General features: G+C 34.5%; 25 protein-coding genes. 7 read left to right on the forward strand and 18 right to left on the reverse strand.

Going from position 1 to position 24,823, the window contains the following annotated elements:
- Window positions 1-13: 13 nt before the first annotated feature.
- From feoB to FJR47_RS08055, 3 genes are read right to left on the reverse strand one after another with little or no spacing between them, the layout of a single operon-like run.
- Complete coding sequence (feoB, locus tag FJR47_RS08045) at window positions 14-2,152, reverse strand: ferrous iron transport protein B (protein WP_152299927.1); 2,139 nt, start codon at window positions 2,150-2,152, stop codon at window positions 14-16.
- On the reverse strand, window positions 2,145-2,387 hold the full coding sequence (locus tag FJR47_RS08050) for a FeoA family protein (protein ID WP_152299928.1): 243 nt from the start codon (window positions 2,385-2,387) through the stop codon (window positions 2,145-2,147). Before FJR47_RS08050 ends, feoB begins: the two co-directional genes overlap by 8 nt.
- A gap of 57 nt (window positions 2,388-2,444) precedes the next feature.
- Window positions 2,445-3,650: a hypothetical protein gene (locus FJR47_RS08055; RefSeq protein WP_152299929.1), complete on the reverse strand. Its 1,206-nt coding sequence runs from the start codon at window positions 3,648-3,650 to the stop codon at window positions 2,445-2,447.
- A 150-nt stretch (window positions 3,651-3,800) separates the two neighbouring features.
- Here FJR47_RS08055 and FJR47_RS08060 point away from each other — a divergent pair, with 150 nt between their 5' ends.
- Window positions 3,801-4,358, forward strand: a complete 558-nt coding sequence (locus tag FJR47_RS08060) for a CDP-alcohol phosphatidyltransferase family protein (RefSeq protein WP_152299930.1) — start codon at window positions 3,801-3,803, stop codon at window positions 4,356-4,358.
- 3 nt (window positions 4,359-4,361) lie between these two features.
- Here FJR47_RS08060 and FJR47_RS08065 read toward each other — a convergent pair whose 3' ends face one another.
- Together FJR47_RS08065 and FJR47_RS08070 are read right to left on the reverse strand one after the other, a co-directional pair.
- A complete protein-coding gene (locus FJR47_RS08065) occupies window positions 4,362-4,745 on the reverse strand; it encodes a DoxX family protein (RefSeq protein WP_152299931.1) in 384 nt (127 codons plus the stop codon).
- The gene (locus FJR47_RS08070) at window positions 4,742-4,933 is read right to left on the reverse strand and encodes a hypothetical protein (RefSeq protein WP_152299932.1); all 192 of its coding nucleotides are present in this window, start codon (window positions 4,931-4,933) and stop codon (window positions 4,742-4,744) included. Before FJR47_RS08070 ends, FJR47_RS08065 begins: the two co-directional genes overlap by 4 nt.
- 275 nt (window positions 4,934-5,208) lie before the next feature.
- Between FJR47_RS08070 and FJR47_RS08075 the strand changes: the two genes are divergently transcribed.
- The 3 genes from FJR47_RS08075 to FJR47_RS08085 all read left to right on the forward strand — a co-directional run bounded on the left by FJR47_RS08075 (window position 5,209) and on the right by FJR47_RS08085 (window position 7,804).
- Window positions 5,209-6,777: a DEAD/DEAH box helicase gene (locus FJR47_RS08075; RefSeq protein WP_152299933.1), complete on the forward strand. Its 1,569-nt coding sequence runs from the start codon at window positions 5,209-5,211 to the stop codon at window positions 6,775-6,777.
- Window positions 6,778-6,880: 103 nt separating this feature from the next.
- Complete coding sequence (locus FJR47_RS08080) at window positions 6,881-7,264, forward strand: HIT family protein (RefSeq protein ID WP_152299934.1); 384 nt, start codon at window positions 6,881-6,883, stop codon at window positions 7,262-7,264.
- Window positions 7,265-7,294: 30 nt separating this feature from the next.
- A complete protein-coding gene (locus FJR47_RS08085) occupies window positions 7,295-7,804 on the forward strand; it encodes a hypothetical protein (protein ID WP_152299935.1) in 510 nt (169 codons plus the stop codon).
- Between the two features lie 59 nt (window positions 7,805-7,863).
- Here the strand turns inward: FJR47_RS08085 and FJR47_RS08090 are convergent, their stop codons facing one another.
- The 7 genes from FJR47_RS08090 to metK form a co-directional block, all read right to left on the reverse strand.
- A complete protein-coding gene (locus FJR47_RS08090; protein ID WP_152299936.1) occupies window positions 7,864-8,865 on the reverse strand; it encodes a beta-ketoacyl-ACP synthase III in 1,002 nt (333 codons plus the stop codon).
- Complete coding sequence (gene plsX, locus FJR47_RS08095) at window positions 8,865-9,866, reverse strand: phosphate acyltransferase PlsX (RefSeq protein ID WP_152299937.1); 1,002 nt, start codon at window positions 9,864-9,866, stop codon at window positions 8,865-8,867. The genes FJR47_RS08090 and plsX overlap by 1 nt, the downstream gene beginning before the upstream one ends.
- A gap of 3 nt (window positions 9,867-9,869) precedes the next feature.
- Window positions 9,870-10,019, reverse strand: a complete 150-nt coding sequence (gene rpmF / locus FJR47_RS08100; protein ID WP_152299938.1) for a 50S ribosomal protein L32 — start codon at window positions 10,017-10,019, stop codon at window positions 9,870-9,872.
- 118 nt (window positions 10,020-10,137) lie between these two features.
- Window positions 10,138-10,518: a hypothetical protein gene (locus FJR47_RS08105; protein ID WP_152299939.1), complete on the reverse strand. Its 381-nt coding sequence runs from the start codon at window positions 10,516-10,518 to the stop codon at window positions 10,138-10,140.
- Between the two features lie 42 nt (window positions 10,519-10,560).
- Window positions 10,561-10,974 (reverse strand): nucleoside-diphosphate kinase, encoded by a 414-nt coding sequence (ndk, locus tag FJR47_RS08110; protein ID WP_152299940.1) that lies wholly within the window; start codon window positions 10,972-10,974, stop codon window positions 10,561-10,563.
- Between the two features lie 151 nt (window positions 10,975-11,125).
- Window positions 11,126-11,410 carry a 4Fe-4S dicluster domain-containing protein gene (locus FJR47_RS08115; protein WP_152299941.1) on the reverse strand — a complete coding sequence of 95 codons (285 nt, stop codon included), beginning with the start codon at window positions 11,408-11,410 and terminating at the stop codon, window positions 11,126-11,128.
- Between the two features lie 153 nt (window positions 11,411-11,563).
- Window positions 11,564-12,739 carry a methionine adenosyltransferase gene (gene metK, locus FJR47_RS08120; RefSeq protein WP_152299942.1) on the reverse strand — a complete coding sequence of 392 codons (1,176 nt, stop codon included), beginning with the start codon at window positions 12,737-12,739 and terminating at the stop codon, window positions 11,564-11,566.
- A gap of 162 nt (window positions 12,740-12,901) precedes the next feature.
- On the opposite strand from metK, the gene FJR47_RS08125 reads away from it, so the two are divergent.
- A complete protein-coding gene (locus FJR47_RS08125) occupies window positions 12,902-13,498 on the forward strand; it encodes a peroxiredoxin (protein ID WP_152299943.1) in 597 nt (198 codons plus the stop codon).
- A gap of 59 nt (window positions 13,499-13,557) precedes the next feature.
- Window positions 13,558-15,471, forward strand: a complete 1,914-nt coding sequence (locus tag FJR47_RS08130; RefSeq protein ID WP_152299944.1) for an HD domain-containing phosphohydrolase — start codon at window positions 13,558-13,560, stop codon at window positions 15,469-15,471.
- Here the strand turns inward: FJR47_RS08130 and FJR47_RS08135 are convergent.
- From FJR47_RS08135 to FJR47_RS08160, 6 genes are all read right to left on the reverse strand, one after another.
- Entirely contained in the window at window positions 15,464-16,723 is a 1,260-nt protein-coding gene (locus FJR47_RS08135) for an ATP-dependent DNA helicase (RefSeq protein ID WP_152299945.1), read from the reverse strand. The genes FJR47_RS08130 and FJR47_RS08135 overlap by 8 nt on opposite strands.
- 28 nt (window positions 16,724-16,751) lie before the next feature.
- Entirely contained in the window at window positions 16,752-19,448 is a 2,697-nt protein-coding gene (locus FJR47_RS08140; RefSeq protein WP_223176061.1) for a cation-translocating P-type ATPase, read from the reverse strand.
- Between the two features lie 23 nt (window positions 19,449-19,471).
- Window positions 19,472-20,581 (reverse strand): vWA domain-containing protein, encoded by a 1,110-nt coding sequence (locus FJR47_RS08145; RefSeq protein WP_152299946.1) that lies wholly within the window; start codon window positions 20,579-20,581, stop codon window positions 19,472-19,474.
- A 60-nt stretch (window positions 20,582-20,641) separates the two neighbouring features.
- A complete protein-coding gene (locus FJR47_RS08150; RefSeq protein ID WP_152299947.1) occupies window positions 20,642-21,160 on the reverse strand; it encodes a ferritin-like domain-containing protein in 519 nt (172 codons plus the stop codon).
- Window positions 21,161-21,232: 72 nt separating this feature from the next.
- Window positions 21,233-22,228 (reverse strand): AAA family ATPase, encoded by a 996-nt coding sequence (locus FJR47_RS08155; protein WP_152299948.1) that lies wholly within the window; start codon window positions 22,226-22,228, stop codon window positions 21,233-21,235.
- Window positions 22,225-23,427, reverse strand: coding sequence for a hypothetical protein (locus FJR47_RS08160; RefSeq protein ID WP_241855394.1), 1,203 nt, complete (start codon window positions 23,425-23,427; stop codon window positions 22,225-22,227). The genes FJR47_RS08155 and FJR47_RS08160 overlap by 4 nt, the downstream gene beginning before the upstream one ends.
- A gap of 34 nt (window positions 23,428-23,461) precedes the next feature.
- Here FJR47_RS08160 and nhaA point away from each other — a divergent pair, with 34 nt between their 5' ends.
- On the forward strand, window positions 23,462-24,811 hold the full coding sequence (gene nhaA / locus FJR47_RS08165; RefSeq protein ID WP_152299949.1) for a Na+/H+ antiporter NhaA: 1,350 nt from the start codon (window positions 23,462-23,464) through the stop codon (window positions 24,809-24,811).
- The last annotated feature ends 12 nt before the right edge of the window (window positions 24,812-24,823 follow it).

Below are 24,823 nucleotides of genomic sequence, written 5' to 3' on the forward strand. Positions count from 1 at the left end.
ATTTTTTATTCTTTTATCCTTGTATCATGGAAGTGACATTAAATGCGATAAAAGCGAGTGAATAAGCTACTAAAGATGTAAAAGCCAAAAGGTAAAAAAAGTATTTTATTCCTCCAGCTTCACGAGTAAATACAACTGAAGCTGCTAAACACGGCAAATATATCATAACCACAACAATAAATGCGACCGCAGATGGAAAAGAGATATTTTTAGAAATGATATCTTTTAACGATCTGCTCTCTTCATCCACATCAGCGCCTAAAGCATACAAAACTCCAAGAGTTGAAACAACAACCTCTTTTGCAGCAAGCCCTGTTTGAAGCGCTACACTCAACTTCCAATCAAATCCAAGTGGAGCAAAAACAGGCTCTGAAAATTTACCGATTTGTCCTAAATAACTCTGTTCTAAATTTTCTTCTAAAAATTTATTACTAAAATGCTGTTTTTCTTCTTTATTGATAGCATTTTCAATTTTTAAAGCATATGTCTCTTCAAGCTCTGCATTGTGAGGATAATTACTTAAAAACCATATAAGGATAGAAGCTGCAGCAATAAAAGTACCTGCTTTTTTCAAGTACATCAATGTTTTTGTGACAACTGTATGCCAAATCAGCTTAAGCGAAGGCAATCTGTATTTTGGCATCTCCATAACAAAAGGTTCATCTACACCTTTAAATGCTGTCATTTTTAATATTTTTGCAGCAAAAAGCCCTAGCATAGCTCCAGTAATATAAATTCCAAAAAGAACATTTCCAGCCATTGATTCGGAAAAAAATGCACCTGCAAAAAGCACATACACAGGAAGTCTGGCACCGCAGCTCATAAATCCAATGATAAAGAGCGTTAAAAGTCTGTCTCGGTCATTTTTTAAAATTCTTGCACTCATATAAGCAGGTATGGAACAGCCAAAACCAGTTACAAGCGGTATAAATGACTGCCCGTGAAGGCCGAATTTATGGAAAAATCCATCAAGCAAAAACGCAACTCTTGACATATAACCTGTACTCTCTAAAAGTGCAATTCCCATAAAAAGAATAGCAATATTTGGAACAAACAGCACAACGGCACCTACACCCGCAATAATACCATCAACGACAAGAGATCGAACAGCATCATTGGCTATTGTAGCACCTACTGCATCTCCAAACCATCCAAAAAAGCCGTCAATCCACTCCATAGGAATAGAGCCGATTTCAAATGTAAGCTGAAAAAGAGCCCACATAAAAAATAAAAATATTGGAATTCCAAAAAATTGATGTATTAACAAAGAGTCGATTTTATCAGTAACAGTTTTTTTATAAGGCTCTTTTTCTTGTTTTAAAACCTCAGCAACTACCCCTTTGTTAAACGAAGCATACTCCTCGGCAAAAGCTTCTCTTATATCATCGCTGTTATGATGCAGCTCTATATGCTTGGATGCTTCTATCAAAATAGGCTGAAGTTCTGTCCAAATTGGGTTGTCATGAATTTTTATATATGTTTTTTTATTGTTTTTTAAAAGATTAATTGCAACATTTCTATAAGAATTCGCGGCATCGTACTTATGTTTTTTTAAATACTCAACTATAGCAGATATCTCCTCCTCAACTGCTTCGCTAAAAACAAGTTTTGTATCATGTTTTGGTGCTTCATGCTGTACAATAAGAGCTTCGAGAAGATCAGCGATTCCCTCTTTTGTTACAGCTGAAACTTTTACACATGGTATGCCTAAAAGCTGAGACATAAATTCATTATCTATTTCAATCCCCTCTTTTAGAGCTTCATCACTCATATTAAGCGCAATAACTATATTTTTATTCATGCTCATAAGTTCAGAAGTCAGTTGAAGATTTTTTTCCAAATTTGTAGAATCTACTACATTTATTATTAAATCATAACTCTCTGCACAAAGATAGTCATGAGTAACACGCTCTTCTATTGTATAATCTGTAAATGCATATGTTCCTGGAAGGTCTACAATAGTAAAGTGATAATCCTTATAATCAAAAAGAACTTCTGATTTTTCAACTGTCACACCGGTAAAATTCCCCACATGCAGCTTTGCATTTGATATAGAATTGATAAGCATACTTTTACCGACATTTGGCTGACCGACCAATGCAACCCTTATATGTTTTGCCGTTAAAGGACAAACCTTCATATCTTTACTCATATTTTTGCACCTCTATTAAATCTGCTTCTTTGGAACGAAGAGCTATGCTCATTTTGCCTACTTTTATCTCCATAGTACTTTTTGCCGGAGCATAGCCTAAAACTTCAATAACAGCATTTTTCATGATTCCAAAAGATATCAGCCTCTGTTTCAACTCTGAAACACCATTAAGCTTAACAACTTTAACAATACAAGCTTTTTTGCAATCACTTAATTTTTTTGTTTTATTAGACATATTTTCTTCTTATCTTTTTATTAATGATAATAAATATCATGTTAAATATCGGTTAAATTAAAAACGATATGCAGCCATCAACTCAAACCTATCCCAATCATTTTCTGTTTTTAGCACATTTTCTTTATCTTTTTGATTTACAAAAATTGCGCGGAGTGAGCAGCTGTCTTCAATCAAGCTATATTCAATACCTATATTTTGTTCTACGATATGAGCCTTATTGCTGTCAAAATCGCCATAAGCATACATAAACATCAAATTATTTATCTCATAACCGATACTTCCCACTAATGCTTCTGCTTTATCATTATATGTTATTTCATCCAAAATCATCGTATCCATATTTGTGAAAAGTGTTCCGCCTCCAAATCCGCTAAAACTCTCTTTATTCGCTTTTTTTTCAGATTTATTATAAGCTGCCCCTAAAATCAACCCATGTGCCGAAAATTCTGCAGATGCACCATAAATATCAGCTTTTGTGCCACTGCTGCTTATCTCTTTTTCATTTAGATATTGAAAAGCTCCTGAAATAGATATGTCACTATCTATTTCATAATTTAAAGCTATATCAAAATAAGCGGCATTTGTAAGTTTTGTTATATTATAATACCATGCATTCGCTTCTATAATCCCATCACTGTACATTATACCGCCAAACCATGTTCCATCTTCTCCTGTTTTTATCCATTCATCATCTAGACCTGTGTCAACACCCTGCCATTTTTGAAGATTTCCTGCTATAAAATTAAAATTGGAAAACTGATAGGTTGCAATATAAGCCTCAAAAGTATTTGCTATCATTCTAATATCATCACTGTCAGCTAAAGGAGTGTCAATCAATTGACGACCTGCACGAAAATTAAAACTATCATAACTATAATTGAGATACGCTTCACTAAGAACTGTATATTTGCCTTCTGATGAGGAGAGTTCAGGATTTTGTTTTACACTCTCCTCCCCTGTTGCAAAATTTATATCATGAGATATTGAAAAAGCTGCAGCAGCACTCAAACCTTTTAAAGTTGCTAATTCATATTTTAAATAACCGCCAAGCGCAGTAGCATATATATCATTTTCACCTGCTTGTTTTTTATTGTATCCTGCGTACATAGATCTTATTTCACCCGACATTCTGCCATTTTCAAACATTTCACCTATATTTGAAATCTCGTTTTGTGCAATATTTACATTTTCATTAGCTACAGCTATAGCACATGATGTCAAAGCACAAGCCGTAAAAATATTTTTTCTTAAATTATTCATAAAGACTCTTTTCTAATTTATATTTAACTTAGAAATGATAATCAATATCAACTTATAGAATTATTAATATTTTTATTTTTCTTAAATTTTATAAATAGTGCGCTTTCGTAAATTTTGGTATAATTTTATATATTTTAATTAGGCTATATTATGAAATTTTTATTTACCGACACATCTCATTTTAACCTGGCAAATTTGTTTACTTTTGTAAATATTACAGCAGGACTTTTAGCTACTTATTTTATTACTCAAAACAATTTTTTTGCAGCTGTTATTTTGGCATGGGTGGGTGGAGCTTTTGATATATTTGACGGCAAAATTGCCAGAAAGTATCATCTCTCAAATGAATTTGGAGTACAGCTAGATAGTTTTGCAGATTTTTTAAGTTTTGTTCTTGTTCCGGTATTTTTAATTTTTCAAGCTGTTTATAACAGCAGTTTTTCTGGTTTATTGGTTGCCATTGCCGGAGCAGTAAGCATATACTATGTAATATCAGGACTTAGAAGACTTATACAATTTAACATAAATGCAGATGCAGGGGAAGTTGAGAAATTTTTTACAGGCGTTCCTACTCCCCTTGGTGCAATTTTACTTTGGTTTGTCTATTTAGGCGCAGCGTATGGATTTATATCGCCTTACATTGTACTTATAGCTATGGTACTTATCGGATGGAGTCTTAATTCCAAAATCAAAGTACCGCACCCCTAATGGCTATTTACTATTTAACGCATACTTTCCGCTTCCAAGCATAAATATCAAAATCGACATAATAAGATATAAAAAAGGAAGCTCAAAAACCGGTGCGCCATGCTTGCCTAATGAAAATAGTGAATTTCCATATGCTAAAAAGATAGCAAACATCATATTCAGCGCCAAAACCAAAGATGCTGCTCGAGCATAGGCTCCAAGCAGTATAAAAATAGGTACTATTATCTCACCTACATATACACCGTAAGCAAAAAATTCTGGAAATCCCGCGCTTGTTGTTAAATGTTTTACCCCACCTATGCCGTTAATAATCTTCTCAAGCCCGTGAAAAAGCATCATAATACTAACAGTGAGCCTTAAAATTAATTTTGCAATATCATTTGTCATTTTTTTTCCTCTCTAAATTTACAGTTGCCAACCATTATGGTTTTGCCTTTTTTTATAACTTCTTTTACATAATCAAGAGTACCTTTTGGATCAGCATTTCCAACCTCCTCTTCTATTATCTTTAAAAGATCATCTTCATTTGTTGTTCTCCATGTTTTTTCATAATTGTATTGAGTTTGTATTTGCATTTATAAATTATCTCCTTTGTTTGTCATATTTATATTTTTATAATAATATCTAAAAATTAAAAACTATGTAACTTCTCCTTAATTACTTAAAATAATGATTAAATATAAATTTATTTTATTGTATTTTTCTACACAATATAAACTTAACTAATTTCAAATATAATTTATTTAAATTAAAAACAAAATATATTTGGGTATAATTCGCTAAATATTTTAGGGGAAGGTGCCTTGTCATTAATGACATGCTTGTATCAGCTCCTATCTAAAGGAAAACGATGCAAGAAAATGCACAAACAAAAACAGAAGAAAAAGCGATCACATTTGATGATCTAGGATTAAAAAAAGAGATACTTCGCAGTATCAAGGATGCTGGATTTACGATTCCAAGTCCTATTCAAGCAGCTGCAATACCGTTCGTACTAGCAGGTCGTGATATTGTAGGTCAAGCACATACTGGAACAGGTAAAACAGCGGCTTTCGGTCTTCCTGCACTAAACAACATAGACACAAAAGACGGCGTAGGCATACTTGTTATCACTCCGACTCGTGAACTTGCAACCCAAGTCAGTGACGAGCTCTTTAAATACGGAAGAAATATAGGTGCCAGAACAGTAACAGTTTACGGCGGCAGCTCATACAACAGACAAATCGACCTTATCCAAAGAGGTGCGAGCGTTGTTGTTGCTACTCCGGGAAGACTTCTTGACATTCTTAAGAAGAACCTGTTAAAAGATTTTGCTCCTAGCATCGTCGTTCTTGATGAAGCAGATGAGATGCTTGATATGGGATTTTTAGATGATATTAACGAAATATTCTCTTATCTTCCTTCAAATCGTCAAACACTTCTCTTCTCAGCTACTATGCCAAAACCTATCAAACTTCTTGCTGAGAGAATCTTGGATAATCCTGAGTTTATTAGTATTACACAGGGTGAGACAACAAACACAGACATCAACCAAGAGTACTATGTGATTGATGAGCATGAGAGAGATGATGCAATTATTCGCCTTATGGATTCTGAAGATTGTAAAAAAGCGGTTGTTTTTTGTAGAACAAAAAGCGAAGTTGACAGACTCTCAAATGTTCTCTCAAATGCGGGATATTTGGCAAACGGCTTACATGGAGATATGGAGCAGCGTCAGCGTGAAACTGTAATAAAAGGTTTTAAAAACAATAATGTCAATGTTTTGGTTGCTACTGATGTTGCCGCTCGCGGTATCCATGTAGATAACATCTCGCATGTATTTAACTACCATATTCCATTTGACCCTGAATCTTATGTTCATAGAATCGGGCGAACAGGGCGTGCAGGAACAAAAGGTAAAGCGATCACACTTTTGACTCCGCTAGAATTTAAAGAGCTTCAGCGTATTAAGACAAAAATCGGAACCACTATGACTCACGCATTTGTTCCAAGCAAAAATGATTTAAGAGCAAATAATCTAAAATCTATTGTTACAAATATAGAAGATCAAAAAATTTATGATGAAGCACATCAGGTTCTTGATCTGTTAAAACAAGATATAGATGAAGAGACTATTATGTTTAAACTTGTATCTATGATTTTAGACAAACAAACAATAGCCGGTCCAAACACTATCGGTATTCCAGCTGATAAATTAGCTGCAATACTAGAGAGAGCAGGCAACAGAAAAGATACAAGAGGCAAAAGCGGCAGTCGTGGAGGCTTTCGTGGAAACAGAAGTCGTTCAGGCGGCAGTAGTGAGAGAAGTCGTTCAGGAGAAAAAAGCCGTTCAGGTGGTGGATATAGAGGCAGCAACTCTAGCGCAGAGAGAAACCGTTCAGGCAGCAGCGACAGAAACCGCAATAGAAACAGAGATTAAGAATCTTTTTTAAAAACCTCAAACCCGAAACTAATTTCGGGTTTTTTCACCCTATACTCTTCAACTTTCACAAAAACGATATAATTACTCAAAAAGAAAAAATATGACTATTTACGAAGATAATGATTTTTTTATTGAAACAGAAAAAAGCGAAATTCCATGGCTTAAAATCTTTACAAAGGAGCCCTATATAGAGCTAGGGGACCTTCCAAAAGATTTAAGAAGCAGACTATGGGAAGTTTATGACATAATAGAGTTTGAGATGAGAAAATATTACAATCCAACAAAAATCAATATGGCATCTTTTGCGAATATGCTTCCTCGTGTTCACATACATGTAATGGCAAGATTTGAAAATGACAGTTATTTTCCAAATCCAATGTGGGGAGAAAAACTAAGAGAAGCTGATTTAAATCTTCCTGACATAGAAGAATTTTATAAAAAAGTTATAAATGCTTTAATAAATAAACAAGAGAAGTTATCGTAAAGTAATAGTAATAATTAATGGAGGAATAAAATGAAAAGAGTGGCTTTTTGTTTACTGATAGTAACGGCACTTGCAAGTGCTGAAAATAAAGATTATTTCAGTTTTAATGCTGGAAATACAGAACTTAGAATGGAATCATCAACAGAAAAAACAAGGGTTGATGACACACAATACTCTTTTACACTGGGTCATTATTATGATAATTCTCGTGTATCTGCAAGATATACTTATGTTGACAGCGGTGATGACAATTTTGATTCTAATCATCAACTTTCTCTTGCTTATGATTTTATATTACCGATAATTGAGGATACATTTTCTCTTTATGCAGGACCGGTAGCTGGATATTCTCGTATTAAAGGTGATGGAATCAATCTAAGCGGTTTTCATTATGGCGGTCAAGCAGGTGCAATAGTTGGAGTAGTTGAAAACATTGAGGTAGAAGCAGGTTATCGTTTTTTAATGGAAAGAGGAAATAATCATGGCATAGACGCTGAATATAGTAAAACATGGTATGCAGGGATAAATATACTCTTCTAGCAAATCTTTCTTCTTTGCTTGATTTTATTTAAAATCAAGCAAAATATTTAAAACAGCTTTTATTTTCTCAATGGCGAAAATGGTACAAGAGCTGATCCCCAAGTAAGCCCACCGCCAAAAGCATCTAAGAGCATTAACTCGCCTGCTTTAAGTGTTCCGTTTTCATAAATTTCATTTATTGCCATAGGTATGGAAGCGCCTGATGTATTTCCATACTTTTCAACTGTAATAACTATCTGTTCATCTTTTAACTTTAAAGCATCGCCGACAGCTTTTATAATTCTATAATTTGCTTGATGGGGTACAAAATGTTTAATATCAGAACCTTGGATATTATTTTCATTTAATATATCAACAACATCTTTTGTTAAAGTTTTAACGGCAACTTTGAAAGTTTCATTTCCTTTCATTTGCATAAAGCAGCTTGATGCTTCTTGCTCTAATGAGTCATGAGCAGAACCGCTTCCGCCGTTTGGAGTCATAAGCAAATCTGCAAATCTACCATCAGCTCCGGTATGAATATCTATAATTGCCTCTTCTTTATTGTCTGTTGCACTTATTATTGCTGCACCTGCACCATCACCAAAAAGGATACATGTACCTCTATCGCTGTAGTCAGTTATTGCAGAGAGTTTTTCAGCACCAACTATAAGAATATTTTTTTTCATACCCGACTCTATAAAAGCTTTTGCTATTGACAAAATATATACAAACCCTGTACATGCCGCAGAAATATCAAATGCAGTAACATTTTCAAGACCCAATTTTGTGGAAATTATTGTAGCAGTAGAAGGCATACAAAAATAGTCAGGTGAAATTGTTGCACATACAATCATATCAATTTCACTCTTATCTATGCCGCTTCTCTCAATTGCTTTTTGTGCAGCTTTAACACCCATATCACTTGTAAATTCATCATTTGCAGCGATACGCCTCTCTTTTATGCCTGTTCTTTTTGTTATCCACTCATCTGATGTATCGACCATCTTCGACAAATCTTCATTTGAGAGTATCTTACTAGGAGCGTAACCTCCTATAGAACGAAATGCAGCATATGCCATTAAATTTCCTTGTTTTTTAGTGCTTCTAAGCGTTGAACAATATGTTCATTTACACCTGTATCAACATAATTAATTGCTTGAAAAATTGCATTTTTAATAGCTTTTGGATTACTCTTGCCATGTCCCACAATTACACAGCCCTGGATTCCTATAAGCGGAGCGCCGCCTACCTCTGCATAATCCATCTGTTTTTTAAGCAATTTAAAGACTTTTCTCATTAAAAGTGCTCCTGTAATAGCTATTGGAGATTTTCTAATATACTCTTTGATTAAACCGCTTATAGTTGAAGCCACACCTTCTGATGCTTTTAAAACCAAATTCCCCACAAAACCGTCACATACTATAACATCACAGCTTGCATTGAAAATATCATTTCCTTCTACATTGCCTTTAAAGCCTTTATAACCTTCAAGCAGTTTAAATGCTGCTTTTGTAACATCATTTCCTTTGCTCTTCTCTTCTCCATTTGCCAAAAGCCCAATTGATGGAACTTCAATACCAAACATATCCTCAGCATAACAGCCGCCCATTACGGCAAATTGCAACAGATGTTCAGCTTTTGAATCTACATTAGCTCCAACATCCAGTAAAACTGATGATTTACGAGAATTTTTTGTCGGCATAAATGTTACTAATGCAGGTCTTAAAACACCTTTTAATCGTCCCAGTCTAAGAGTTGCCAAAGTCATTGTAGCCCCACTGTGTCCGGCAGAGACGACTCCCTGAGCTTCACCATTTTTTACTAATTCAATAGCTTTATAAATTGTGCTCTCTTTTCTTTTTACTGCATCAGTTGCAGCATCGTCCATAGATATGACATCATCAGCTTCTACTATAGAAATCTTATCTCTATAACGCTTTGGTAACAGAGGTAAAATTTCTGATTTTTTACCTACAAAAATAGGAACAAATTGTTTCTTTTTAAGAGCTTGTAAACAACCTTCTACAATTGGCTTAGGACCGAAGTCCCCGCCCATTGCATCAACAGCAATCTTTATCATTTGCTATTTATACTCACCAGTCGTTGGGTTAATGTGGTGTGGAAGCTTGTATGTTCCATCTTTATCCTTAATCGGACGAGCTAAAGATATTTTATAGTGAGTTCTTCTTTTCGCTGAGCGTGAATGAGAAACTCTTCTTTTTGGTACTGCCATATTATTTTCCTTTCATTTTTTGTTTATTTAAAAAGCAATATAAGCAAAAAGCTCATTTTACTACTTTTGCCTCTGTGGCACTAATGTTTACTCTTTTAGCAGAGAAAACACGCATTGTCTAAAATATTTCTTGTTCAGAAATAATATTTTCACACTTTTCACATCTATGATAATCACTTTTGATAAGCTCAATTTCTGAGTTCATAAGCTCTTCTAAATCTATAATAGAATTTAATGATTCTACAATATCTAATAAAAGGGTATCTTCACTGTTTTTATAAATGCCGTCTGAAATAAAAAATTCTATATCTTCATCCACATTTAAATTAAACTTATCAGCACAAACATCACAATCTGTGTCAATATTACCACTTAATTTTGCTTTTAACAAAATTAATTTATTGGCATGATACTGTAAATAACCTTTAAAAGTTATTTTATCAGATTTAACTTCAAAGTGCAGCGGTGTATTGCTTACTTTTCGTAATACTATTTTCATAAAGGGAATTTAACTCTCTTTATTTAAATGTTTTTTTATCAATTAAGAAATTTCTCTCTCAGAGAAAAAGAAAGCTATTTCAATAGCTGCATTTTCAGCAGAGTCACTTCCATGAACAGCATTAGCATCTATATTTTCAGCAAAATCTGCGCGAATTGTTCCAGCTTCAGCCTCTTTAGGGTTTGTTGCACCCATAAGATTACGGTTTTTTATTACTGCATTTTCACCCTCAAGAACTGAAACAACTACTGGACCGCTAATCATAAAATCAACTAGATCACCAAAAAAAGGTCTCTCAGAGTGAACTGCGTAAAAAGCTTCCGCATCTGCACGAGAAAGTTGTATTTTTCTTGTTGCTGCTATTTTTAGACCATTGCTCTCAAAACGATCTAAAATCTTACCGATAACACCTTTAGCAACGGCATCTGGTTTTATTATTGATAGTGTGCGTTCCATCAAATCTCCTGTTAAATATATAAAATTAAGATGGAATTATACCTAAAAAGTATCTATTTTTAATTAAAATAAAAAATTTATTGAAAAGTTTGGATAAAAGAAAAGAAAATAGCGCAAAGTGTTATAACACTTTGCGCTATTTAGAAAAAGATTATTCTACTACAGCTTTGCCGATTCCACGCATATCATCTGTAATATCTTCACGGTGTGCTGGACTCTCACCAACAGCATCCCAAGTAATACATCCTTCAGTTGGACACGCAGTAGCACATGCCGGTTCGTCATGATAACCAACACACTCTACACATTTATTTCCGTATACATAGTATGTTTCTTCACCCGTTGGATTATCATCTTCATCTACAATTGCTTCTACCGGGCACTCATCTATACAAGCACCACAGTTAATACATGTATCACCAATAATTACTGCCATTAGGATTCTCCTAGTTTTAATTTCGAAGTAAGTTTAACAGAAGATTTTTAAAGATAGCTAAAAAATCTTCTTTAAAGGTGTAATAATTCGTTTTTGTTACACTTTTTGCATTAAAATATTTTTATAAAATTATATTTTTGATAATAATTATTATCAAATTTTTAAATAATTTTTTATATCTTCAACTCTATCTGTTTTTTCCCAAGTAAAATCTTCATCTTCTCTTCCAAAATGACCATATGTAGCTGTTTTTCTAAAAATCGGTCGTAAAAGATTTAGTGATTTTATAATTCCTTTAGGAGAGAGATCAAAAAGTTCTTTAACGCATGCTTCAATTTTTTTCTCTTGAACCTTTGCTGTATTATGAGTATCTACCATAATAGAAACCGGTTGAACAACACCTATTGCATAAGCAATTTGCAGAGTCACTTTATCACAGGCACCCGCTGCAACCAGGTTTTTAGCTACATGGCGGCACGCATAAGCAGCACTCCTATCTACTTTGGTCGGATCTTTTCCGCTAAATGCGCCTCCGCCATGAGGGCAGCTTCCACCGTATGTGTCAACTATGATTTTTCTGCCGGTTAGCCCTGCATCGCCTTGAGGACCGCCAATAACAAATTTTCCGGTTGGATTAATATGAAATATAGTTTTATCACTCATAAGCTTTGCAGGAATGACATATTTTATTACTTCATTTATCACATCTTCATGTATCTTCTCTTGAGAGATATCAGGAGCATGTTGAGTGGAAACTACTACCGTATCAACAAAAACAGGTTTATCTCCTATATATTTAATACTGATTTGTGCTTTACCGTCAGGACGAAGATATGGGATAATTCCCTCTTTGCGAACCTCAGCCAATCTTTGAGTCAATCGGTGCGCTAAATATATAGGAAGAGGCATAAGCACATCGGTTTCACGGCAAGCATATCCAAACATAAGCCCTTGATCACCTGCTCCTATCTCACCACCTTCTTGATCAACACCTTGACTAATATCAGGCGACTGCTCTCCGACAGCATTTAAAACAGCTGCGGAGCGATAATCAAAACCATATGTTGCATCAGTATAACCAATCTCTTGGACAACCTTACGGGCAATATCTTGCATCGGTGCATATGTCGTTGTCTTCAGTTCGCCTGCTATTATACAAAATCCATTTGATACCAATGTCTCACACGCAACATGTGCGGAAGTATCTCTCTCAATAATATAATCCAGAATTGCATCGCTGATTTGATCTGCCATCTTATCAGGGTGCCCTTCTGTTACAGACTCTGAAGTGAAAATATACTCTTTAAGAGCATTTGCTTCTTTTGTCATCGATTTTCCTTATTGAAATATAGAGTCAAGCTCTATAAATCATCGAAAGTATATCGAAATTTGATTCAATCTTAAGTTATATGACAATTTAAAATTATTGAATTTTTATTAACAAACTTTCTGTTACAATATTGTCAAATTAATAAAAATTAAGGATTTAATATGTTAGTAACAAACCCGGCTCCAGACTTTACAGCAACAGCAGTTTTGGCTGATGGCTCAATAGTTGAAAATTTCAAATTATCTGAAAATTTTGGTGAAAAAGGTACAGTACTTTTCTTTTACCCGTTAGATTTTACTTTTGTCTGTCCATCTGAAATTATTGCATTTTCACACAGAATTGATGAATTTAAAAGTCGTGGCGTAAATGTTATCGGCGTTTCCGTAGACAGCCAATTTTCACACTTTGCATGGAGAGAGACTCCTGTTGAAAAAGGTGGCATAGGCAGAATCAAGTACCCGCTTGTTGCAGACTTGACAAAGCAAATTTCTAAAGATTATGATGTACTTTTTGGCGATTCTGTAGCACTTCGCGGATCATTTTTGATTGACGGCAAAGGTATAGTTCGTCATGCTGTAATCAATGATCTCCCTCTTGGAAGAAACATAGATGAGATGATTCGTATGGTTGATACTATGCAGTTTACTGACGAGCATGGCGAAGTTTGTCCAGCAGGATGGCAAAAAGGCGATGAAGGTATGAAAGCTTCAACTGAAGGCGTTGCAGAGTATTTAGCGAAAAACAGCGAAAAATTATAAGTTTTTTTAGACAGTATGTAAAAAATATACATACTGTTTTTTTATTGTAAAATAGTTTTATGAAACTATTTTTTACAATACTGTTTTTTCTTACGACAATCATAGCCAGTGAGACGAAAGAGTTTCGAGTCGGTATCTATAACAACCCTCCAAAAATATTTTTAGATGTAAACAATAAACCTTCGGGATTTTTTGTTGATATTTTAGATGAGATTGCAAGCAAAGAGAAGTGGCATCTTAAATATGTAAAGTGTGAATGGCGGGAGTGCCTTTTGATGCTTGAAGAGGGTAAGATCGATATAATGCCCGATGTCGCCTACACAAAAGAGAGAGAAAAACACTTTAAATTTAACAAAGAGATTATTCTCTCTAACTGGTCAGTTGTTTTCACAAATAAAAAAAATGAAATCTCCTCCATACTTGATCTTAATAGCAAAAAAACAGCCCTGCTTGAACACAGTATTCAACAAGAACAGATTCAAGAAACATTTAAACTTTTTGGAGTAAAACCGACATTTATTTTAACTAAAAATTATGATGAGGCTTTCTCTTTAGTTCAAAAAGGTATGGCTGATGCTGTCGTTGTCAATAGATATTTTGGAGAACTTCAAAAAGAGAGATATAACCTCAAAGAGACACCCATACTCTTAAACCCTGCGGCTATAAAATTTGCTTTTGCAAATGCAATTGATACTCGCCAAATTGCAGACAAAATAGATTTACACATTAAAGAACTTAAGCAAAACAAAGAGTCTCTCTATTACAAATCCATTCAAAAGTGGTTAAGCACAAAAGAGGTTTTCAATATTCCGACTTGGTTAAAAGTTGTTTTTGTAATAGCAATAGCGTTCCTAATAATTTTGACTGGGGCAGTTGCTTTTTTTAGATATATGCTAAATTTAAAAACTAAAGAAGTTATTGAAAAATCTGAAAAATTGCATAAACAAGAAGAACAAAAAATAAAAGATTATGAAAATTTTGTTTATGCACTGGTTTCTATGATTGAACAGAGGGACTCATATACGGCAGGGCACTCCCAAAGAGTTGCAAAATATTCACTTCTTATAGCAAAAGAGATGGGATATAGCATGCAAGAGTGCGAACTTCTTTTTAAAGCGGCAACTCTGCATGACATCGGGAAAATTGCGACACCGGATTCTATTTTGCTAAAGCCGGATAAACTATCCAAACTGGAATATAACCTTATTAAAGAGCATGTCAATGTCGGCGTAAAAATGCTTAAAAATATTCCGATGTTTGAAGATATCTCGCGTATTATTAAATACCACCATGAGAAGTATGACGGAAGCGGCTATCCTGATGGTCTTTCAGGCAACGATATACCCGAACTCTCAAGAATCATGATGGTTGCCGATGCATTTGATGCCATGACAACAAACAGAATATACAAACATAAAAAGAGTGTAAACGACGCTCTAGCAGAACTTAAATCTCTAAGTAAAATTCATTATCACCCCGAAGTTGTAGATGCCGCCATCAAGGCTCTCTCAAATATAGAAATAACTAATGATTTCAACCAAACTCCTATAACAGAAATTGAGCAGCAGAGGTTTGTCTACTTCTACAAAGATGCCGTTACGGAGTTATATAATATAAAATATTTAGAAACAACCCTGATAAATAACAATGATACTTTAAAATATAAAAAATCAATAGTTATATCCTTACATAAATTTGATATATATAACAAAAAGCATGGCTGGGACAAAGGAGATGAAACACTTAAAAATTTTGCAAAACTTCTTTGCACTCTTTTTGCAGAGAGTCTAATATTTAGGATAAGAGCAAATGATTTTATTATTCTGCTTCAAAATGAGGTTAACAAAAGCTCTCTAATTCAAGAAGAAATTAAAAATTTCACAGAAAAAGCAGAGATTGAGTTTGATTTCAATATTTACGATTTAAAAGCCGATAAAATTCATTCATTTAATGATTTAAAAAAATTTATATAGTTTTACTAAACTCTAAAGCCTTTTTATTTACAAAAATTATATCTCTCCACTGCCTTTTTGGAGCGATAAGATTTAATCTTTTTGGGTTTGAACTTCTTGAAATTGCTACATAAAACTGTGAAGGTGCAAAGATCTCATTTGTCTCTATAATCAAATCTTCTATGCTCATTCCCTGTGATTTGTGTATAGTAATAGCGTAAGCTAGTTTTATGGGATATTGGTAAATACTAAAGATACTCTCTTCAACTATCTCTTTTTTTCCTTCAATATTTTTTTCCTTCCATACACTTTTACTTTGAGAAATTGCTTCAAGTTTTACAACAACTGCATTACTTTTTTGAACATATACAAAATCACTCTCTATCTTTATCACAATTGCGCGTTCACCGTTAAAATAGTTCCAGGCATTCCTTGTAAAAAGCACAGGAACGCCTACCTTTAACTCCAACTCTTTTTCTATTCTAGCATCATTTATAAAACGCTCTATCTCTGCATCTTTTGTACTTTTTACATGCTTAATTATTTGAGCATCTTTTTTATACAACTCACCATCTACAAATTCTAACTGGTTTCTATTATGAATCGATGCAGAAATATTTTTACCAAATAAAAAGGTAAACTCACTCAAATCTTCAGGCAAAGGTTTTATAAACTCATTAAGTGAATTATGCACTCTCTCATCTATAAAACCACTCCTCACTTTTGCCAAAAGCTCTATAAAATCTTTATCATCTGTTCTATAAATATGTCTCAATTCAACTGTTTTAAACTTAAATGTTTCCCACAAGAGAGATTCAAATGCAAATTTAACCTCTTCAAAACCTCTTACAACGGGAGGAAGTTGCAAAAAATCACCGACAACCAAAAGTGAACCTTTAAAGTCACTTTGTTGCAGTCTAAGGTGTGTCATATCTAAAAGAGCATCACTCACCATAGAGATCTCATCTATTACTATCAAATCCATACTGGAGATTAGCTTCTTAACTTTTTTACTAAGCTCCAGCTTACCGTTTCGCTCTAACTCTTTTAAATTGCCAGCTATTGCCAGATCGAAAAAACTATGCAGTGTTTGTCCGTTTATAAGCGTTGCAGCCATTCCGGTCGAAGCAAGTTTTGCAACTTTTTTTGCCTCATTTTCATAATAGTTTATAATATTTTTTGTAATAGTAGTCTTTCCGACTCCTGCCCCACCTGTTAAAAAAACATTCTGTTTTGATTCTAATTTTTCAATAATATCTTTTAAATAATTCATAAAAAATTATACAATAATATAAAAAAGTTTATAATGACTTTGAAAATACTCTTAATCTTATCTGTTTTTCACTCTCTAAAAGCACAAAAACAAAAATACATATTACAAATATAAGAATTAAATCAAAGAGCTCTAAAGAGTTAGTTGCAAAAACTTTTTGTAAAAATCCAACATATGTTATAGCTATTTGTGCAACAACTATTATAGATATTGCGCTCCAAACAACTCTGTTTGCCAATATATCTTTTAATTTTAAATCAATGATATTTAAATTTCTAATATATAAAAGATGAAAAATCTCTAAAAAAACCAAAACATTTAACGCCAAAGTTCTTGCATACTCTATAGTTGCTCCGCTCTGCACTGCATAATAGTAAGCACCAAAGACACCTATTAAAAACAAAAATGTAACATAAATAATATGCCAGATAAGATCTCTGCTAAGAAGTGGTTCATCAATAGCTCTTGGACTTCTTTTCATGATATTTTTATCTTCATCTTCAAACGCCAGTGCTATTCCTAAAGTAATCGCTGTTATCATATTTGCCCAAAGTATTTGGATGGGAGTGATTGGCATAACCATTCCAAAAAATATAGCAACTATGATAACCGAAGCTTCAGCAGCGTTTGTAGGCAGTGTCCAGCTTATAACCTTTTTTATATTGTCATAAACTTTTCTTCCTTCTTTGATTGCACTTACAATTGAAGCAAAATTATCATCCGTCAAAACAAATTCACTTGATTCTTTTGCAGCCTCCGTACCGCTTTTACCCATAGCTATACCAACATTTGCTCTCTTTAGCGCGGGAGCATCATTTACACCATCACCCGTCATGGCTACAATCTTTGAGTGTGCCTGAAAAGCTTTGACAAGTCGTAACTTATGCTCAGGCGTAGTTCTGGCAAATATATCAGTTTGTAAAACTGCGCTCTGTAACTCCTTGTCACTCATCTTTTCTATATCTGCCCCGCTTAAAACATTTTCACAATTTTTAAGTCCTATAGTTCTTCCTATTGCAGTTGCAGTTAAAAGATGATCTCCCGTTATCATTTTTACATCTATATCTGCACTGTAACACTCTTTTAGTGCCTCTATTGCTTCTGGACGCGGAGGATCTATAAGTCCAAAAAGTGAAACTAAAATTAGCTCGTCTTTTAAATCAGCAAAATCAAGCGCTGATTTATCATGTGGCACTTTTTTATAAGCAAGCGCTAAAACTCTCTGCCCCTCAGAAGCCAACTCCTTTGCTTTATCTTCCCAGTAAGCGGTGTTTATCTCTTTTTTGCTGTTTTTATCTATATACTCATACTGACACATTTTTATAATGATTTCAGCCGCCCCTTTGATAACAATTAGCGACTCGCCCTCATGGCTATGATTTAGCGTTGCCATAAATTTATGTTTTGAATCAAAAGGGATCATATCATCTCGTTTAAAAGCCCTTCTAACTTCATCTGCATCAAAACCTATTTTATGGGCAAATGTGATCAAGGCTCCCTCTGTCGGACTTCCCTCTATCTTCCAAGACTCTTCCTCTTTTTTTAACAAAGTATCGCTGCACAAAAGCGATGCTTTTGCTAAAAAATTTAATATTTCATGTTTATTTATATCAACCTTGTCATTTTTTATATAAAAATTTCCAATCGGCTCATATCCTGCACCGTCTACTTTAAAATCCTCCTTATATGTAACAACGCTGCTTACCATCATCTCATTTTGAGTAAGTGTCCCTGTTTTATCTGAACATATAATCGAAACAGATCCTATGGTCTCTATAGCGGGCAGCTGTCTTACAATTGCATTTCGCTTCGCCATAGCCTGTATGCCTACTGCAAGCGTTATAGTTAAAACAGCAGGCAGCCCCTCCGGAATTGCGGCAACAAAAAGACCAATAACTGCCATAAAAGCTTCATTAAAAGGCAACCCTTTTACAAAATGTCCTATTAAAAAAATAAGCAGAGAAAATGACAATATAAAAAAAGTCAAATATTTGGCAAATTTATCCATCTGTTCGACTAAAGGGGTAGTTAAAACTTCAACACTGCTAAGCATTTTGCTTATACGACCGAGTTCCGTGTTGTTTGCCGTAGATATAACAACACCTTTAGCCTGTCCGCCGGCTATCGTAGTTCCGGCAAATACCATCGAAGATCTGTCTGCTATTATTGCATCAGAAGCAACTTTTTTTGAACTCTTCTCAACTGCGACAGACTCTCCAGTCAAAGGCGCTTCTTGTGCACTAAATCCGTGTGCTTCAAGCAATCTTATATCTGCTAAAACTCTATCGCCTGGCTTCATAAATACTATATCGCCAATAACTAAAGATTGACTGTCTATCTTTTGTTTACTCCCATCTCGAAGAACTGTTGCTTGAAATGCCAACATCTTTTTTATAGCATCCATCGCATTTTGGGCTCTGTTTTCTTGAATAAAGCCGATAATGGCATTGATGACAACTACACCCAAAATAACAACTGTATCTATTGTGTGATCAAGCAGAGCCGTAACAACTGCAGCAGCGAGCAGTACATAGATCAAAAGATTGTTAAACTGCATTAAAAAACGAACGATAAGACTCTTTTTTTTCTCTTCTTGAAGCTTATTGGGTCCATATTTTTTGAGTCTTGCCTCAGCCTCTTCACTGCTCAAGCCATCTTCTGAACTGTTAAGTTTATTTAAGACATCATTTTGATCTAAACTATGCCAGTTATTGATATTTTGCATCATAAACTCCAAATTTTTATAAGCTATTCTAATATAATCACTGCACCAAAAGGAGTATACACCTCTTTTGGCACTATCCACTTTACTTCATAGTTTGGTTCATTATTTGGAAAAATTCCGTCTAAATCCGTAAAATACAAAAGCAGTTTTACATCTTCTAGTTCATTCTCTATAAATTCAAAAACAGGCCTAAAATCTGTGCCGCCTCCGCCTTTTAAATTCAATTCCAAATTATCGCCACTGTAAAAAGTAGTATGTGAGTGAATCTTATTATCACAAACCAACAAATCTATCTGATAATTTGGAATTATATTCATCAAAAAGTTTAACTCATTTAAAAACTCATTTAAAAGCTTCTCATCAACCGATCCTGAACTGTCAACCGCTACAACGAGCTTAAATCTCTGACTAATGCATGAGGGCAAGTAGATACCAAGATGAAGAAATTTTTTGCTTGGAGGCAGAAGAGTATAGTCATCTTTATGAAATCTCTCAAGAGCAACTCTTAATTCATTACGCCAATCTATTTTACCCTCAGAGGCAATGGTAAAAAATCTTCTTATTCCAACAGGTATCTCCCCGCTTTTTGCCTCATCTTCAAGTTTTGCTTTTGCAAACTCTTCGAAGAGCTGTTCACTCAAAGTATCCGTCTTTTGCGGAGTGTTTTGTTCCCTCTGATTATTTTTCTTCTCATCTGTATCATCTGCTTCATACTCTAACTCATCTCGGAGGATATCCTCTTTTAGTTCTGCATAAATCTCCTCGGCATACATACCGCTAAATCTCTTTGAGTAGTGAGCTTCATCGGGACGCTCTAAGCCGTTTTCGACCAACATATCATTAATAGCATAATCTGTTGCCAACTGCCATAACCAACCACTTCTACGATTTTTTCTGGATTCATAGGCAAGTGAAGCATGCATTGCTCCATTTGCAAAAACAAATTCCATCTGGCTGCTTTCTAACCTTTCTAAAAAATCGCTGTTATACTCAAGCTTTATGCCATTGCTTTTAAAGCTTTGTATGTCATCGTTTTGAATTAACTCGAGTTTTGCGGCAAGTGAACCGAAAAAAGGATAATTTACTAAAAGTTTAGATTTTGCTTGAGAAATTTTGTCTTGAATGTTTGACATAATAGGGAGGTCTCTTTTTCTATTTTTTACATCAAAGAGAGAATCCCTTTGATATAAAGATTACTTTTTAAGGCTCTTTTTAAGATCCCCTACAAATTCTGTAATATCATCATGAAGTGCTTGAAGATCCTCTTCATGTTCAACCTCATCAGCTAAGATTTGAGAAACAATATCATAAGTTACAATATCCTTATCTCTTGTTAAATCAACAATGCTCGAATATGTGTTAATTGCACACTGCTCACCTTTAATAGCATCTTGTAAAATAGCCACAACATCAAAATCTTTTGGTTCTTCATAACCGCAGTTTGTCTTTTTCATCCACTCTTTTGGATTAAGAAGCGGTGTTCCTCCAAGCTGAAGGATTCTATCTGCTACCATATTTGCATGTCTTAACTCATCTGCTGCGTGTTGGTCAAGCTCAGCTATGGCTGCATCTTTCATAATCCCTTTTACGACTTTACTCTCGATAAAGTATTGATAGTATGCCAACCACTCATCCGCATACGCCTTATTTAACAGTTTTATTATTTCAGAAACCTCAATACCTTTTATAATCGAATTACCTACTCTAGCCATTACTAACTCCTTAAAAATTTATTTATTACTCGCCTATGTTACAGTTAAATTTATTAATTTTGTTTTAAAAATCTAAGCTAAAAGATATGCAAACTTCTCAACCCACTCTTTAAAAACTTCTGAATGCTCCATTGTAATGCCGTTTCTTTGCAAATCTTGAACTATTATAACGGCAAACTCACTTTTTAATCCAAGAGTATACTTAAGTAAATTATCCAGTCTCTCATCACTGCTCTCTCTAAGATATGCACTTACCAAACCAGTACTTAATGCATATAAAACATCAACCTCATCGCTGTATTCACCGCTTCCTGTTTTTAAAATAGTCTCTATATCAGGCAATCTCTTCATAACTTTTATAAATGCTAAAAAAGAGACGGCTACATCTCTGCCGACTGCGCCGCTAATAACATCTAAAAGTAATTCGGAAGATATTTTACTTTCAAGTATGCTATTTACATACTCCCAGCTTCTAGGCGTTGCAAAACTTTTTATATCGCTTTTTGCATCAAATGTGAACAAATGTTCATTTTTATAAGAGATGTAAGATATCACCCTTTCATCTACGCCGCTTTTATAGGCCCATAACCGCCAGTCTTCAACATCTACACTCATCTCAAAATGGACAAATCTGTTTGCAAGCGGACTTGGCATGCGATATGTTACCCCTCTATCCCCTTCTCGATTGCCTGCAGCTACTATTGCCCAGCCGTCAGGGAGTTCATACTCACCTACTTTTCTATCTAGTATAAGCTGATATGCGGAAGCCTGAACACTGGGAGCAGCAGAGTTTAGTTCATCTAAAAATAAAATTCCCTCTCCCTCTTTTGGCAGAAAAGCGGGAGGCGCCCAAAGTGCGGTATGAGACTCTTTATCGTAAAAGGGAATACCCTTAAGATCTGTAGGGTCCATAAGAGCAAGTCTTAGATCAATAAAACCTATTCCTCTGCTTTGAGCTATCTGTTTGACTATGGATGACTTTCCTATTCCCGGCGCACCCCATAAAAATGTCGGTACTTTCTGCTCTACCAAAGAGTTTATTGCGGTTGTCAAACTTGTTGCTTTCATACTTCCCATCCTATGTTTTCTTGTTGTATATGTCTACCAAATGAGGGGTTCTGCATCACAAAACGAGTATATCTTGAATCTAAATGCAGCTGATATAAAATCTCTACAGGAGTATTTTCATTTTTTGCTATCTCTTGGCAATACTGAGCATTTTTATATGCCTCTTTTAGTATATGTACCGGAGTTGATCTATTTTGATACAGAGCTGATTTTATACTCTTATTTTCAATCTTTAAAAGTTGTTCTAAAATCTTTTCATCTATATTGTCATTGAGTGCCAAAGCATATAATATCTCTTCATCACCGTATCCCAGTAACTTCTCTTGCATCTGCAGAGTTAAACTCTCATTGAGTGCTAATCCGGCTCTATGCTCTTTAAGGAGTTCAAAAAGCTCATCTGTTAGTTTTATGTTTTTCGCCACATTTGTCCCTAGTTTTTCATTTTTTGAAAACTCTTCGATTATGCTTTGTTTTAAATTTTTATTTAAAGAGAGCGCTTGAAATACTTCAGGATTGCCGCTCTTGAAAAAAAACTCCTGCATCTCTTCATCACAACCAATATTCTTGGCAATCTCAAACTGAATTTTAGAATTATGTTTTATTGGTTCAAGCAGCGAAATAGCTCTTAAAAGCTGCGTGTCTGTTGTCTGAGAAACAAGATGCATAAAGCCCGTTGTCGCATACTGAACATTGTGGTTTCGCTCTATGTTTTTGTAAAAGCGCAAAATAATTGCCGCACTCACATCCCGGTTATCATCATTTTCAAAAAAATCTTCACCACCCCATGAGTACATCTTTAAAAGTTTAAAAAACAGCTCATCGTCTATCATAGGATTTTGTATAAAACTTTTAAGTCTCTCTTTATTGCGGCTTAATTTAAGACTCATTAAAAGAGTATTAGCATCTATGTGTTTTGCAAGCTCTTTTTCTAAAACATCAATAGAAACAAATTCAAGTTCTTTTGATTTTGCTTCATAAAGTATATCGCTTCTATTTTGCTCATATGGCGTCATCATTTTACCATCAACGACCAAAGCAACATTTTCATCAAACTCTGTTACCAATTTAATTTTATGAAATTTTAACTGCGACTCAAACTCATCCATGCTAAAAGCGCGGCTTTTGCCAAAAAGCAGTATTGATCTATTTTGTAATTTTTTTAAATTCATAAAAAAGATTATAGCATTGGTTGTACTCATTTGGTATAATACCGCGTCAAATTAAAGGATTTTTATGAAGAAATTATATGCACCATGGGAAAAAGCATTTGAAAAAGTAGCCACCCCTTTTGAGAGATTTTTACATGCTCAAACCACAACAGGTTTGATACTTGTCTTTACTACAATTATTGCTCTTGTCCTTGCCAATTCACCGCTGGCAGAACAATATTTACATATTTTTCATTCAAATATAGATATTTATATAAACAAACTGGGCATCTCCATGAGTATACATCACTGGATAAATGATGGACTTATGGCAATGTTTTTCTTTGTAATAGGTTTAGAGATAAAAAGAAATATTTTAGTGGGAGAACTCTCAGATATAAAAGTTGCTATGCTGCCGATTATTTCAGCCCTTGGCGGTATGATTATGCCTGCTCTTATATATTATAGCCTCAATTTTGATAGTGCAGGAGCTCATGGGTGGGGAATACCCATGGCAACAGATATCGCTTTTGCTATTAGTGCCTTGGTTCTTCTAAAAAACAGAGTTTCTACAGCTCTTGTAACCTTTTTGGTAGCTCTTGCAATTGTTGATGACCTTGGTGCAGTTGTTGTTATTGCACTCTTTTACACAGAACAAATTCATATGGTTTATCTTGGACTTGCTTTCGCATCGCTTTTTGTTATGATAATGTTTAACCGTTTTGGTATTCATGCGGTAATTCCATATTTTACAGTCGGTCTTATAATGTGGTTTTTTATGCTTGAGTCTGGAGTACATGCAACGATAGCTGGTGTTATTGCTGCTATGGCAATTCCTTCAAGACCAAAATATGCTCCAGTTAATTTTGCAACCCACATCAAAAATCAAGTTGATGAGTATAACAGCTATCCTCTTCAAGAAGATTATAGACTACATGAAAATCAAAAAGCAATCCTTGACAACATAAAAAAGAGAATAACTGCATTAAGTTCACCGGCTTCAAGACTTGAAGAGTCAATGCATCTTCCTGTAAGTTTGATTGTTATTCCGCTTTTTGCACTTGCAAATGCCGGTGTCTCAATCGATTTTTCTTCAGCTGCCACTGAAATTGCAAATCCTGTATCTTTTGGAATAATTGCAGGTCTTGTTATAGGAAAAGTTTTAGGAATAGCCGGTTTCGCATTACTGAGCATAAAAATGGGCATTGCAAAACTTCCTCACAACAGCAATATAAGTCAGCTTTTTGGAGTTTCACTTCTTGGAGGTATCGGTTTTACTATGTCTATATTTATAGCTGAATTGGCATTTGTCGGAAATAGCGAGCTTATCTTTCAAGCAAAAATCGGAATATTAGCAGCTTCATTAACTGCCGGAATATTAGGATTTGTCTGGCTTAGATTTATAGCAAAAAAACCAGAGCCTCATCTTGTTTAATAGACATTACAA

It is taken from the genome of Sulfurimonas xiamenensis (assembly GCF_009258045.1).
Taxonomy (GTDB): domain Bacteria; phylum Campylobacterota; class Campylobacteria; order Campylobacterales; family Sulfurimonadaceae; genus Sulfurimonas; species Sulfurimonas xiamenensis.

What these genes read in the sequence shown, in the direction of transcription:
- FJR47_RS08140 (WP_223176061.1), bottom strand. Translation starts at nt 19,448, where the DNA reads ATGCAAAATATCAATAACTGGCATAGTTTAGATCAAAATGATGTCTTA.
- plsX (WP_152299937.1), bottom strand. Translation starts at nt 9,866, where the DNA reads ATGATAAAGATTGCTGTTGATGCAATGGGCGGGGACTTCGGTCCTAAG.
- FJR47_RS08160 (WP_241855394.1), bottom strand. Translation starts at nt 23,427, where the DNA reads ATGAGTACAACCAATGCTATAATCTTTTTTATGAATTTAAAAAAATTA.
- FJR47_RS08125 (WP_152299943.1), top strand. Translation starts at nt 12,902, where the DNA reads ATGTTAGTAACAAACCCGGCTCCAGACTTTACAGCAACAGCAGTTTTG.
- FJR47_RS08055 (WP_152299929.1), bottom strand. Translation starts at nt 3,650, where the DNA reads ATGAATAATTTAAGAAAAAATATTTTTACGGCTTGTGCTTTGACATCA.
- metK (WP_152299942.1), bottom strand. Translation starts at nt 12,739, where the DNA reads ATGACAAAAGAAGCAAATGCTCTTAAAGAGTATATTTTCACTTCAGAG.
- FJR47_RS08060 (WP_152299930.1), top strand. Translation starts at nt 3,801, where the DNA reads ATGAAATTTTTATTTACCGACACATCTCATTTTAACCTGGCAAATTTG.
- FJR47_RS08145 (WP_152299946.1), bottom strand. Translation starts at nt 20,581, where the DNA reads ATGTCAAACATTCAAGACAAAATTTCTCAAGCAAAATCTAAACTTTTA.
- ndk (WP_152299940.1), bottom strand. Translation starts at nt 10,974, where the DNA reads ATGGAACGCACACTATCAATAATAAAACCAGATGCCGTTGCTAAAGGT.
- FJR47_RS08105 (WP_152299939.1), bottom strand. Translation starts at nt 10,518, where the DNA reads ATGAAAATAGTATTACGAAAAGTAAGCAATACACCGCTGCACTTTGAA.
- FJR47_RS08080 (WP_152299934.1), top strand. Translation starts at nt 6,881, where the DNA reads ATGACTATTTACGAAGATAATGATTTTTTTATTGAAACAGAAAAAAGC.
- FJR47_RS08150 (WP_152299947.1), bottom strand. Translation starts at nt 21,160, where the DNA reads ATGGCTAGAGTAGGTAATTCGATTATAAAAGGTATTGAGGTTTCTGAA.
- FJR47_RS08065 (WP_152299931.1), bottom strand. Translation starts at nt 4,745, where the DNA reads ATGACAAATGATATTGCAAAATTAATTTTAAGGCTCACTGTTAGTATT.
- feoB (WP_152299927.1), bottom strand. Translation starts at nt 2,152, where the DNA reads ATGAGTAAAGATATGAAGGTTTGTCCTTTAACGGCAAAACATATAAGG.
- FJR47_RS08050 (WP_152299928.1), bottom strand. Translation starts at nt 2,387, where the DNA reads ATGTCTAATAAAACAAAAAAATTAAGTGATTGCAAAAAAGCTTGTATT.
- nhaA (WP_152299949.1), top strand. Translation starts at nt 23,462, where the DNA reads ATGAAGAAATTATATGCACCATGGGAAAAAGCATTTGAAAAAGTAGCC.
- FJR47_RS08085 (WP_152299935.1), top strand. Translation starts at nt 7,295, where the DNA reads ATGAAAAGAGTGGCTTTTTGTTTACTGATAGTAACGGCACTTGCAAGT.
- rpmF (WP_152299938.1), bottom strand. Translation starts at nt 10,019, where the DNA reads ATGGCAGTACCAAAAAGAAGAGTTTCTCATTCACGCTCAGCGAAAAGA.
- FJR47_RS08135 (WP_152299945.1), bottom strand. Translation starts at nt 16,723, where the DNA reads ATGAATTATTTAAAAGATATTATTGAAAAATTAGAATCAAAACAGAAT.
- FJR47_RS08115 (WP_152299941.1), bottom strand. Translation starts at nt 11,410, where the DNA reads ATGGCAGTAATTATTGGTGATACATGTATTAACTGTGGTGCTTGTATA.
- FJR47_RS08155 (WP_152299948.1), bottom strand. Translation starts at nt 22,228, where the DNA reads ATGAAAGCAACAAGTTTGACAACCGCAATAAACTCTTTGGTAGAGCAG.
- FJR47_RS08070 (WP_152299932.1), bottom strand. Translation starts at nt 4,933, where the DNA reads ATGCAAATACAAACTCAATACAATTATGAAAAAACATGGAGAACAACA.
- FJR47_RS08075 (WP_152299933.1), top strand. Translation starts at nt 5,209, where the DNA reads ATGCAAGAAAATGCACAAACAAAAACAGAAGAAAAAGCGATCACATTT.
- FJR47_RS08130 (WP_152299944.1), top strand. Translation starts at nt 13,558, where the DNA reads ATGAAACTATTTTTTACAATACTGTTTTTTCTTACGACAATCATAGCC.
- FJR47_RS08090 (WP_152299936.1), bottom strand. Translation starts at nt 8,865, where the DNA reads ATGGCATATGCTGCATTTCGTTCTATAGGAGGTTACGCTCCTAGTAAG.